The 11,655-nt window shown below is 73.1% G+C and carries 11 protein-coding genes; 6 read left to right on the top strand and 5 right to left on the bottom strand.

All coding sequences use genetic code 11. From position 1 onward, the window contains the following. The first annotated feature begins 129 nt into the window (after positions 1 to 129). Positions 130 to 1,245 (top strand): sensor histidine kinase, encoded by a 1,116-nt coding sequence (locus AB0H12_RS03770; RefSeq protein ID WP_499620581.1) that lies wholly within the window; start codon positions 130 to 132, stop codon positions 1,243 to 1,245. After that, positions 1,242 to 2,009, top strand: coding sequence for a response regulator (locus tag AB0H12_RS03765; protein ID WP_499620579.1), 768 nt, complete (start codon positions 1,242 to 1,244; stop codon positions 2,007 to 2,009). The genes AB0H12_RS03770 and AB0H12_RS03765 overlap by 4 nt, the downstream gene beginning before the upstream one ends. Here the strand turns inward: AB0H12_RS03765 and AB0H12_RS03760 are convergent, their stop codons facing one another. Continuing rightward, positions 2,010 to 3,128: a glycosyltransferase gene (locus tag AB0H12_RS03760; protein WP_499620578.1), complete on the bottom strand. Its 1,119-nt coding sequence runs from the start codon at positions 3,126 to 3,128 to the stop codon at positions 2,010 to 2,012. Between the two features lie 89 nt (positions 3,129 to 3,217). On the opposite strand from AB0H12_RS03760, the gene AB0H12_RS03755 reads away from it, so the two are divergent. After that, positions 3,218 to 3,592 (top strand): hypothetical protein, encoded by a 375-nt coding sequence (locus tag AB0H12_RS03755; protein ID WP_499620576.1) that lies wholly within the window; start codon positions 3,218 to 3,220, stop codon positions 3,590 to 3,592. Here AB0H12_RS03755 and AB0H12_RS03750 read toward each other — a convergent pair. The 3 genes from AB0H12_RS03750 to AB0H12_RS03740 are packed head-to-tail and all read right to left on the bottom strand — an operon-like array spanning position 3,589 to position 6,766. Beyond that, positions 3,589 to 4,332: an ABC transporter permease gene (locus AB0H12_RS03750; RefSeq protein ID WP_499620575.1), complete on the bottom strand. Its 744-nt coding sequence runs from the start codon at positions 4,330 to 4,332 to the stop codon at positions 3,589 to 3,591. The two genes, AB0H12_RS03755 and AB0H12_RS03750, sit on opposite strands and share 4 nt — an antisense overlap. After that, positions 4,329 to 5,846, bottom strand: coding sequence for an ABC transporter permease subunit (locus AB0H12_RS03745; protein WP_499620574.1), 1,518 nt, complete (start codon positions 5,844 to 5,846; stop codon positions 4,329 to 4,331). The genes AB0H12_RS03750 and AB0H12_RS03745 overlap by 4 nt, the downstream gene beginning before the upstream one ends. Then, positions 5,843 to 6,766, bottom strand: a complete 924-nt coding sequence (locus tag AB0H12_RS03740; RefSeq protein WP_499620573.1) for an ABC transporter ATP-binding protein — start codon at positions 6,764 to 6,766, stop codon at positions 5,843 to 5,845. Before AB0H12_RS03740 ends, AB0H12_RS03745 begins: the two co-directional genes overlap by 4 nt. A 157-nt stretch (positions 6,767 to 6,923) precedes the next feature. Here AB0H12_RS03740 and AB0H12_RS03735 point away from each other — a divergent pair, with 157 nt between their 5' ends. Both AB0H12_RS03735 and AB0H12_RS03730 read left to right on the top strand, forming a co-directional pair. Beyond that, the gene (locus AB0H12_RS03735) at positions 6,924 to 8,072 is read left to right on the top strand and encodes a sensor histidine kinase (protein WP_499620571.1); all 1,149 of its coding nucleotides are present in this window, start codon (positions 6,924 to 6,926) and stop codon (positions 8,070 to 8,072) included. Further along, complete coding sequence (locus AB0H12_RS03730) at positions 8,069 to 8,746, top strand: response regulator (RefSeq protein WP_499620569.1); 678 nt, start codon at positions 8,069 to 8,071, stop codon at positions 8,744 to 8,746. The genes AB0H12_RS03735 and AB0H12_RS03730 overlap by 4 nt, the downstream gene beginning before the upstream one ends. Positions 8,747 to 8,885: 139 nt before the next feature. Here AB0H12_RS03730 and AB0H12_RS03725 read toward each other — a convergent pair whose 3' ends face one another. Further along, on the bottom strand, positions 8,886 to 9,914 hold the full coding sequence (locus AB0H12_RS03725; RefSeq protein ID WP_499620567.1) for a LacI family DNA-binding transcriptional regulator: 1,029 nt from the start codon (positions 9,912 to 9,914) through the stop codon (positions 8,886 to 8,888). A gap of 382 nt (positions 9,915 to 10,296) precedes the next feature. On the opposite strand from AB0H12_RS03725, the gene AB0H12_RS03720 reads away from it, so the two are divergent. Next, positions 10,297 to 11,610: an ABC transporter substrate-binding protein gene (locus AB0H12_RS03720; protein ID WP_499620565.1), complete on the top strand. Its 1,314-nt coding sequence runs from the start codon at positions 10,297 to 10,299 to the stop codon at positions 11,608 to 11,610. Positions 11,611 to 11,655 lie beyond the last annotated feature (45 nt).

Raw genomic sequence — 11,655 nt, 5'->3', positions numbered from 1 at the left:
GAACGTTAGGGTTCGCGACGGGTCGGCGCGTCGCCCCACGACGGCATCTCGACCTACCCCCGTGGGGGTAGCGGGTGATCCACCCGCAGGGTGGCGACGGAGGTCCCGGCGCACGACTACTTTGGACCGGTGCTGGCCAAGATCAAGCCGATCCGGCTCGACCTGCTGCTCGCGGTGGTGCTGACGTCGTTGACGGTGGCGACCACGGTGAGCCAGACGGGCGGCGGCTCCGGCTGGGCGGCGTACGTGGTGGGCGGGCTCACCGTCGCGCCGATCGCACTGCGCCAGCTCGCGCCGGTGGCCACGATGGCGGTGATGCTGGGCGCGTTGGCGTGCTACGGCGTGGTCGGGTTCGGCGGTCTGCCCAGCGGCGGCGTCGGCGCGCTGGTCGGCATGTTCACCGTGGCCACGCTGCGGTCCCGGCTCGTGGCCGCGGTCGTGTTCCTGGCGGCGGTGGCCGTGGTCGTGGTGGCGTTCTTCGGGCTGCCCGACGTGGTCGTGTGGTCGGAGGTGGCGCAGTCGGTGCTGGTCGTGTCGGGCGCGTGGATGCTGGGAGAGGGCACGAAGCGGTGGGCGCGGCGTGCCGAGCGGTTGGCGGAGGAGGCGGCGCGGGCGGTGGCGGACGAGCGGGTGCGCATCGCGCGCGAGCTGCACGACATCGTCGCGCACCACATGTCGGTGATCTCGTTGCAGGCCGGTGTCGCGGGGTACGTGCTGGACACCGACCTGGCGACCGCGCGCAAGGCGATCACCACGGTCGGCGACACGAGCCGTGAGGCGTTGACCGAGATGCGCCGCCTGCTCGACGTGCTGCGCGTGGACCACGACGACGACTACCGGCCGCAGCCCGGGTTGGCGGCTCTCGAGGAGCTGGTGGAACGTGCCCGGGGCGCGGGGTTGCCGGTCGACGTGGTGATCAGCGGCGAGGTCCGCGAGCTGCAACCGGGGCCGGACCTGTGCGCTTACCGGGTGGTGCAGGAGTCGTTGACCAACGTGCTCAAGCACGCGGGGCGGGCCGAGGCGCGGATCGACGTCGACTACGGCGAGCAGACGTTGGTGCTGAAGGTGACCGACAACGGCCGGGCGGCGCGGGTCGCGTCGGGCCCGGACCACCAGCCGCACGGCATCCGCGGGATGCGGGAACGCGCCGAGCTGTACGGGGGCGTGCTCACCGCCGGCCCGACGGCGGAGGGCGGGTTCGGCGTGGTCCTGCGGCTGCCGATGGGTGAGGTCGAGGCCCGGTGACGATCCGCGTGCTCATCGCCGACGACCAGGCGCTCATCCGGGCCGGCCTGGTCGCCCTGTTCACCGCCGCGCCGGGCTTCGAGGTCGTGGGCGAGGCCGCCGACGGCGCTCAGGCCGTGGCGGTGGCCGCCCGCACCTCGCCCGACGTGATCCTGATGGACATCCGGATGCCCGTGCTGGACGGCATCGTCGCCACCCGCCGGATCCTGGCCGCCCACCGCGACCCCGACGCCCACCGGCCGGCCGACCACGACCCTGGCCACGACCGCGAGCCCGACGGCCACCGGCAGGCCGATCGCGACCGGGAGGACCCGCCCCGGATCGTCGTGCTGACCACGTTCGACCTGCCCGAGTACGTCTACACCGCGTTGGGCGAGGGCGCGTCCGGCTTCCTGGTCAAGGACACCCCGCCGGAGCGGATCATCTCCGCCGTCCGCACCATCGCGGCCGGCGACATCCTCATCGCGCCGCACATCACCCACCGGCTGATCGAGACCTACGCCCAGCACCACCGCGCCACCGCCGTCGGCGCGCCGCGGCCGGCCGCCCTGACCGCGCGGGAGACCGAGGTGCTGCGCCTGGTCGGCAACGGGCTGACCAACGCCCAGATCGCCCAACGCCTCGTGCTCAGCGAGGCGACGGTGAAGACCCACGTCAAGCGGATGATGGGCAAGCTGGCCCTGTCCAGCCGCGCGCAGGCCGTCGTGGTCGCCTACGAGAGCGGTCTCATCGTGCCGACGGGCAACCGCGACCGGACCGGGTAGTCAGCCGGCCAGCCGCTCCAGCAACGGCACCGCCCGCGCGGGTTCCGGCAGGTCGAGCATCTCCGCCCGCACGCGCGCCGCCGCCCGCCGGTAACCGGGGTCCGCCAGCACCTCCGCGACCGCGGCCCGCACGTCCTCCGGCGTGGCGGCGACGGGGTCCAGCACCCGGCCCACCCCCAGCCGCGCGCACTGCTCGGCGTTCTGCGGCTGGTCGGCGCCCAACGGCAGCAGCACGGTCGGCAGGCCGTGCGCCAACGCGCCGACGACGCTGCCCGAACCACCGTGCGAGATCACCAGGTCGCAGCGCGGCAGCACCGTTTCCTGCGGCACGTAGCGCTCGACGCGCACGCCCGGCCGCTGCGGGCCGAACGCGGCCGGGTCGAGGTGCCGGCCCACCGTGGCGATCACGTCCACCGGCAGGTCGCGCAGCCCGGTCAGCACCCGGGAGAACAGGTCGCCGGACTCGGCGTTGAACGCCGTGCCCAGGGTGAAGTACACGGTCGGCGGGTCGGACCGGCCGACCGGACCCACCGGCGGGCGGATCGGGAAAGCCGTGTCCGGCAAGGGGAACGCCGGATCGCGGAAGCTGGGCGGGAACGGCGAGAGCAGCAGCCGCCGGTGCAGCATCACCAGGTCCGGGTCGGGCGGCAGGCCGAGCCCGGCGCGCAGCTCGCCGATCGGCTCGCCGACCACCGCCGGCCGCACGAACGCACCCGACGCGATGACCTGCACGTTCGCGTAGGGCAGCCCGAGCTTCTCGGCCGCGAGCACGCTGCCGAAGTCCACTTCCTCGCAGACCACCACGTCCGGCCGCCACCGCTCGAACAGCTCCAGGTACAACGGCACCCGCTCGGCCGCGCCCCGCCGCACGAACCCGTCCCGCAGCTCCTGGTCGTCCCGCTCCCGGTCGGGCGCGAGCAGCGGCCCGACCTGCGAGGGCTCGGGCCCTCCTCCCGCACCCACCGGGATCGCGGTGAACCCGGCGGCCTCCACCGCCTCGCACCGGTTCGGCCCGGCCGCGACCGCGACGGTGTGCCCGGCGGCGGCCACGGCCGAGGCGAACGGCACCAAGGGCTGGAAGTGGCCCAACCCGCCGATGAAGGTGAACAAGACACGCATCCGGTCAGCGTATCGATCACCCGACGGCGACGTGCACGACGAGCGGTCGGCCGCCGTCAGGGTAGGAGCCGTGCCCTAGCATCCGCGCCGTGGACAAAACCCGGGTCGGATGCTGGTCGATGATCGCCCTCATCGTCGCGCAGACGCTGTCGACGCTGCTGTCCGGCGACCTGGCCGAGCTCATGGTCGTCGGCCTGCTCTTCAACGCCGCCGCCGCGTTCTCCGCGTACCTGGTCCTGCGCCGCCCCGACCGCAACCGCTGGCCGCTGGTCGCCTGGGCGGCGGGCTTCTTCGGCTGGCACGTGACCGGCCTGCTCACCCTCGCCGGCGTGGCGACGACCGGGCTGGACGCGGTGTTCACGGTCGGCAGCGACCCGCGGCTCTCGATCCTCTACCAGGTGGTCCTGACGACCCTGGCCGGCTTCGCCGTGCACCTGCTGCTTCCCCGGCCGACCAGGGCCTAGGCGTCACGCAGCCGGAGCACCAGACCGCCGACCAGGAGCGCGCCGGCCGCCCACAGCCCGAGCACGCCCAGACCCGCCCACGGGCTGATCGGCAGGCTCCCGACGTCCGTGGTGGCCTGCACCGCCAGCCCCGCCGTCATCGGGCTGATCCGCTGCAAGCGCTTGACCCAGTCCGGATCGGACACCACCGCGGCCACGATCGGGAACAGGTACAGCAGCCCGAGCACCACCCCGATGGCCGCCGCCGCGTCACGCACCACGACGGCCACGCCCAGGCTCAGCAGCCCGACCAGCACCAGGTAGAGCACGGAGCCGACGGCCGCGCGCAGCACCGGGCCGTCCGCCAACGACAGCACCGCGACCCCCGACAGGACGCCACGCCCCGCCAGCACCGACACGAGCACCGCCGCCGCGCCCGCCACCAGCACCAGCGCGCCGACCACGGCCGCCTTCGCCGCCAGCACGGTCGACCGGCGGGGCAGCGCGGCGAACGTCACCCGGATCATCCCCGTGCTGTACTCGCCGCCCACCGCGAGCACCGCCAGCACGGCGACCACGGCCTGGCCGAACGCGATCCCGGTCAGGCTGGTCTTCGCCGGATCACCGCACCCCGTGTCGGCGCAGGCGACCGACGCCGCCACGCTCAGCGCCGCGGTCAGCAGCACCACGGCGGCCAGCAACCACGCCGTGCCCGCCACCGTGCGCAGCTTCGTCCACTCCACGTGCAGCGCTTCCTTCACGCGTCCCTCCTCCGCAGCACCTGGAACGCCACACCCAGCGCGACCGCCGTGTAGCCGCACAGCACCGCGAACCCACCCAGCGGGCTCAACGGGAAGTAGCCGTCGGCGGGCGCGTAGCTCGCCGTGACCTGCTGGTACTCCGGCAAGCTCTGCTGGACGGCGAACGCGGCGGCGGGCGTCACCCGCAGCAGCCAGTCCGACGGCCCGGTCGGCAGCACGGACGCGATCGCCAGGATGTACGGCAGCACGATCGCCACGATCACCACCGTCACCGCCCCCGCGCTGCGCCGCAGCACCGTGCCGACGGCCAGGCTGAGCACCGCCGCCACCGCGAGCAAAGCCGCCGTGCCGACGATCACCCGCAGCTCGGTCGCGGTCGGCACGCTGAACAGGAAGAACCCCTTGTCCACCTCGACCGCCCGGACCAGCGGCACCGTGATCAGGGCCGCGGCCAGCGCGGTGACGAACGTGACCGCCGCGATCACCACCGACTTCGCCGCCAGCACCCGGCCGCGCCGCGGGCTGGCGCTGAGGCTCGTGCGGATCAGGCCCCGCCGGTACTCCGACGTCATGAACGTCGCCGCGACCACGATGACCGCGATCAGCCCGGCGAACGCGCCGACCAGCCGACCCTCGACCGTCTTGCCGAGCCCGCCCCGCCCGGCCACGACCGGCGCGATGTTGCCCGACCCGCTCACCGTGACGCCGTCGGCGGTCTCCTCGAACCCGACCGGACCCGAGCGCGGCCCGCCTCGGCCGCCGACGTCGTCACCGACCCACTTCCGGTCCGGCCAGGAACCCTGGAGCCCGATCCGGTCGAACTCGGCGGTCGCCCGCGTCGGGTAGCTCTGGCCGCTGGCACTGGCGAACGACTCGGTGACCACCTCGTGGTGCGGCGAGGCCGCGAACAGCCCGGCCCGCACGGTCGTCGGCAGCCCGGCCAGGGTGACCGCGCCGACGAGGTGCCAGGTCGCGCCGTCGGGCGACTCGTGGCCGGTGATCGTGTCGCCCGACCGGGTCAGGCGCAGCCAGCTCGGCGTCGCGCGCAGCGTGCCCGCGACGTCACCGGTGAAGTTGTGCTGCAACCGCACCCCGTGGCCGCCGGTCAGCATCAAGGCGGCGTACGGCGATCCCGGGGTGGTGCTCGCCTTGATGATGATCCCGCCCTTGGTCCACGGCTGCGTGTCCTCGACCGGCGCCTGACCGTCCGAAGAGGACACGGCGGTCAGCGACGTTACGCGGGCGGTGATGCTGCCGTCGCCGGTGAGCGCCTGGTGCGCGAACGAGAAGTTGTCGACCACCGGCTCGCCGCCCGGACCCGACGGCGGCGTGCTGCCCGCGCACGGCTCGCCGTTCGGGCCGCTGCACGAGAAGTTGCTCGCCGCCGCGGCGAACAACCCCATCAGCAGGATCACCAGCGCCGCCGCGACCAGGCCGAACACCCAGCCGCGCACGGTGCGCAGCTTCGTCCACTCGGCGCGCAGCAACTGCCCGAAGCCGTCCGGCCCGCTCATCGCGCCCCCTCGGCCGCGTGGAACTCGACCGCGTCCCTGGTCAGCTCCATGTACGCCTCTTCGAGGGACGCGCGGTGCGCCGACACCTCGGAGAACGGCACCGCGTTCTCGCCGAGCAGCGCCACCACCCGTTCACCGGACAGCCCGGTGACGGTGAGCGTGTCGGCGCCGGTCACGGCGACCGTCGCGCCCGCCCGTGCCAGCGCCGTCATCGCCGGCGTGCGGGCGCTGGTGCGCAAGGTGACCCGTTCACCGGACGCGGACTCGATCAGCTCCGCCACGCCGATGTCGGCGATGACCTTGCCCCGGCCGACGATCACCACGTGGTCGGCGGTGTCCTGCAACTCGCTCATCAGGTGGCTGGACACCAGCACCGCCCGGCCCTCGGCCGCCAGCGACCGCAGGAAGCCGCGCACCCACCGGATGCCCTCGGGGTCCATGCCGTTCACCGGCTCGTCCAGCACGAGCACCGGCGGGTCGCCGAGCAGCGCCGCCGCGATGCCGAGCCGCTGCCGCATGCCCAACGAGTAGCCGCCCGCCTTGCGCCGGATCGCCGAGGTCAGGCCGACCCGTTCGGCCACCTCGTCCACCCGCCGCGCGCCCAGGCCCTGCGAGTGGGCCAGCCACAGCAGGTGGTTGCGGCCGGTGCGGCTGGGTTGGAGCGCCGACGCGTCCAGCAGGGAACCGACCTGCCGCAACGGGTGCCGCAGGGCCCGGTACGGCCGGCCGCCGACCAGCGCGCGGCCCTCGTCGACGGAGTCGAGGCCCAGGATCACCCGCATCGTGGTGGACTTGCCCGCGCCGTTGGGTCCGACGAAGCCGGTGACCCTGCCCGGGGCGACGGTGAACGTCATCCCGTCCAGCGCCACGGTCGGCCCGTACCGCTTGCGCAGCCCGGAGACTTCGATGGTTGCTTCCATGCCGGGAAGGCTAGGAGCGCGGCCCGGGTCCGGTCGTCACGCGGGAGAGCCGTCTGCGCCCTCGCTGACGTGGGGGAGGCGTGTCCCTCCTGAGGGGGATGTCGGTGTCACCACCTGCGGTGACGCATCGGCGTGGGTCGGCGACGACAATGACCCGGTGAGCGAAGAGGGGTGGGTCCGGCGGGTGGCCGACGGCCCGCACGTGCCGGGGGCCGCCGTGGTGCTGCTGGGCGCGGCGGCGGTGGGCGAGTCGGTGGCGCGGGCGGTGACCGGCGGCGCCGACCCGCAGTTCGTCCTGGTGCTCGGGGTGCTGGCCCTGGCGACCACCGCGCCGCCGGCGTTCCTGCGTCCGAAGCCCGCCGCGGTCGCGGTGTCGGCGGCGGGGGTGCTGTCGCTCGGGTTGTTCCACAGCCTCACGGCGGCGGGCCTCGCCGCGCAGCTGATCGTGCTGTACCGGCTGGGACGGGTGGGCGGACAGGTCCTGGCGACCTGCCTGGCCGCGCCCTACCCGGTGCTGGCCCTCGTGCGCGACGCGGACGCGGTGACCGTGCTGGCGGCGTCGTCGGGGTTGGCGGCGGGGTGGATCGGGATCGCCCGGTGGGCGCGCGGCGAGGCGCTGGTGCACCGGGCCGCGCGGCAGGCCGTGGCCGGGAGCCTGCTGGAGCACACCGCGCGCGGTGAACGGGCCCGCATCGCACGCGAGCTGCACGACGTCGTGGCGCACCACATCTCGATGATCGCGGTGCAGGCGGAGACGGCGCGGCTGACCACGCCCGGCATGCCCGCCGCCGGCGCGCAGCGGCTGTCGGAGATCGGCGACACCGCGCGGGCCGGGCTGACCGAGATGCGGCGGCTGCTGGGCGTGCTGCGGGAGGACGCGCTCGCGCCGGAGGAGGTCGCGGACCGGCGCCCGCAGCCCGGGTTGCAGCAGCTCAACGAACTGCTCGACGACGTGCGCGACACGTCCGGCGCGGGTGCGCGGCTCATCGTCTCCGGCACGCCCACTGCGCTGGACCCCGGCGTGGAACTGGCCGCGTACCGGATCATCCAGGAAGCCCTCACCAACGCGCGGCGGCACGCGCCCGGCGCGGCGGTCGACGTGGAGCTGCACTACACCGAGGAGGCGTTGAGGTTGCGCATCAGGGACAACGGGCCCGGCCCGCGCGGCGCGGCGCCGTCCGGCGGGCACGGGCTGACCGGCATGCGGGAACGGGCGGCGGCCGTCGGCGGCCGGCTGCGCACGGGCACGACGGCCGTGGGCGGTTTCCTGGTCGAGGCGAGCCTCCCGGCGGGGGCGGCAGGGTGAGCGCCGACGGGGTCGTGAACGCCGTCCGGGTCGTGGTCGCCGACGACCACCAGGTGATCCGCACCGGGTACGCCGCGCTGCTCGACACGCAACCCGACTTCACCGTCGTCGGCACGGCGTCCGACGGCGGCGAGGCGGTGCGGGTCTGCCGCGAGCTGTCACCGGACGTGGTGCTGATGGACGTGCGGATGCCGGGCGTGGACGGCATCGAGGCCACGCGCCGGCTCGCCGACGGGCCGCGGGTGCTCATCCTCACCACGTTCGACCTGGACGAGTACGTCTACGACGCGTTGCGCGCGGGCGCCAGCGGCTTCCTGCTCAAGGACGTGACGGCGGAGCAGCTGTTCGACGCGGTGCGGGTCGTCGCGGCCGGCGAGGCGTTGCTGGCCCCGACCGTCACCCGTCGCCTGATCAGCGAGTTCGCCCGGCTGCGCCCGGAGCCGGCCACGTCCGGGTCGGCCCTGTCCACCCTCACCCCGCGGGAGACGCAGGTGCTGCGGCTGGTCGCGGAGGGCTTGTCGAACACGGAGGTGGCCGCCCGGCTGGTGGTCACGGAGGAGACGGTGAAGACGCACGTGAGCCGGGTGCTGAACAAGCTCGGCCTGCGCGACCGCACCCAGGCGGTGGTCGCGGCCTACGAGTCGGGCCTGGTCGTCCCGCGCTCCCGCCGTTAGACCTCCGCCTCCGCCTGAGCGTTCAACTCGGGGTACCCGAACGTAGGACATGCGCGAGAGTCCTACGTTCGCGACGCGCGAGTCCTACGTTCAGAGCGCGAGAGTCCTGCGTTCGGAACAGGCGAGTTGAACGTTCGGGTCACGGGCGGGGAGTGCGGCCCAGGGTGCTCTGCCGGGCGATCAGCTTGTGCGCGGCGCGCACCTCGATGCCCGCCAACGGCCCGGTGCTGTCGATGCGCGCGAGCAGCCGTTCCACCGCCGTGGTCGCTATGGTCACCTTGTCCGGCGAGATGGTGCTGATCGTCGGGTTGGAGTAGCGGCCTTCCTCGATGTCGTCGTACCCGATGAGGGCGATGTCCTCGGGCACGCGCAGCCCGCGTTCCAGCACCTCGTGCAGCGCGCCGAGCGCGACCAGGTCGCTGTAGCAGAACACGGCGTCCGGCGGGTCGTCCCGGTCGAGCAGCACGCGCATCGCACCGCAGCCGTCGGCCCGGTTGAACCGCGGTGTGCGGATTATCAGCGACTCGTCCACCGGCAACCCGGCCTCGGCGTGCGCCTGCCGGTAGCCGAGCGTGCGCAGCTGCGCCGCCTCACCGGTCGGGTACGGCTGGTCGCCGATGGCCGCGATCCGACGTCTGCCCAGCGCGATCAGGTGCGCGGTGGCCTCCCGCGACGCCGCCACGTCGTCGATGCCGACGTGGTCGAACGTGCCGTTGGACGACCGCTCGCCCAAGACGACCAGCGGCAACGTCGGGTCGCCGTCGTCCAGGTCTTCCTGGGCCAGCCCGAGCGGGCTGAAGATCATGCCGTCGAACAGCAGCGCCCGCGCGCCGCGCCGGATCAGCTCGCGCTCGTGCGCCGGGTCGCCGTCGGTCTGGTCGATCAGGACGTTGTAGCCGCGTTCGCGCGCCCTGGGGATGATCGCCTGCAGCAGTTCCGCGAAGTAGGGCGTGTCCAGGTAGGGCACGACCACGGCGATCTGCCCGGACCTGCCGTTGGCCAGGTTTCGGGCCAGCACGTTGGGCCGGTAGCCCAGCTCAGCGATCGCCCGCTCCACCTTCTCGCGGGTCCGCTCGGTCACCCTGGCGTAGCCGTTGACGACGTTCGAGACCGTCCGCGCGGACACGCCCGCGAGCTCTGCTACGTCACGCAGCGTGGCGTCGCGCATCGTTCTCCTCCGTCGGACCGGCGCGGCGGCCCCACCGCTACAGCGCTGCAAAAGAGTGTGCACGCCGACCTCCGCCGCGACAAGCACCGATCGCACGATGATCCACAACCGTCTCAAATCTCGTTTGGATTACGTTCACGTGAGGTCTTGCAGCGCGGCAAAACGCCGTCCATAGTGCTTTGCAGCGCAGCAATACCGGTGCCACGGCGGCAACCACGGTCGGTTCCCTGAACCCGCCGGCCGTGGCGCGACACCCGGACCCACGACCCCAGGGCGTCACCTCGCGCCTCACGGGGTCGACACACACCTTGTACGTCTCGCTCACGCACCGTGATCGCGGTCGCGCATGCACTGACGCATGCCGCGACGGAAAGGCGCACTCATGCTCGGCACCACATGGTTGGCGAAACTCCGAGGAGGGCTCGCCGCCTGCGGCCTGCTCGCCGTGGCCGCGTGCGGCGGGGCCGGCGGCGACGACGGCGGACCCGTGACGGTGTCCGTCTGGGCCTGGTACCCGGAGTTCAAGGGGGTGGTCGAGGCGTTCAACGCCAGCCACCCCGACATCAAGGTCGAGTGGACCAACGCCGGCACCGGGGCGGACCACTACGCCAAGCTGAAGACCGCGATCACCGCGGGCAAGGGCGCGCCGGACGTGGCGATGGTGGAGTTCCAGCAGATCCCCACGTTCATCATCCTCGACGCCCTGGCGGACATGGGCGAGCACGGCGCCAACGAGGACAAGGACCTGTACGCCGACTGGGCGTGGGAGCAGGCCACCGACGGCGAGAAGGTCTACGCGATCCCGGTCGACGGCGGCCCGATGGCGTTGATGTACCGCAAGGACCTGTTCGACCAGCACGGCATCGGAGTGCCGACCACGTGGGCCGAGTACGCCGAGGCGGCCGTGAAGATCAAGGCGATCGACCCGAACGCGCACATCGCGAGCTTCGGCAGCGACGGCGGCTGGCTCAACGGCCTGATGTGGCAGTCCGGCTGCCGCCCGTACGGCTACTCGCACACGACCGCCAAGGACCAGGTGAAGATCAACCTGACCGCGCCGGAGTGCGAGCGGGTGGTCGACCTGGTCGGTGACCTGGTCGACAAGGGCCTCATGGCCAAGGACCCGTTCTTCACCGCCGACGCCACCGCCGCGCTGGACTCCGGCAAGTACTGGACGTGGGCCGCGGCCGGCTGGACGCCCGGCTACCTGGCGGGCTCGCTGAAGAACACCGCGGGCAAGTGGGCGGTCGCGCCGATGCCGCAGTGGACCGCGGGCGCGGACGAGCAGGGCGACTGGGGCGGCTCCACGTTCACCGTGACCAAGCAGGCCAAGAACCCGAAGGCCGCCACCACCGTGGCGCGCGAGCTGTTCGGCAAGTCCGACGCGGCCTGGCAGATCGGCCTGGACAAGGCGTTCCTCTACCCGCTGGTCAAGGACGTCGCGGCGGACCCGGCGTTCACCGGCAAGGCCTACGACTTCTTCAACGGCCAGAAGGTGAACGAGATCTTCGTGCCGGTGTCGGAGAAGCTGGGCGACTTCCAGTTCACGCCGTTCCAGGACTTCGTGTACGGCGAGCTGAACGACCGCAGCGCCGAGGCCATGTCGGGCAGCAGGCCGTGGGGCACGGTGTTGGAGGAGACGCAGAAGAACGTCGTCGCGTACGCCGAGCAGCAGGGCTTCAAGGTCAGCAAGTAGCGCTCCGGCGGTCCGCCGCGGCGAGTTCGACGCCGCGGCGGGCCC

It is taken from the genome of Actinosynnema sp. NPDC023794, from assembly GCF_040639675.1.
GTDB classification, from domain to species: Bacteria; Actinomycetota; Actinomycetes; order Mycobacteriales; family Pseudonocardiaceae; genus Actinosynnema; species Actinosynnema luteola.
This window is presented reverse-complemented; position numbering and strand designations above follow the sequence as displayed.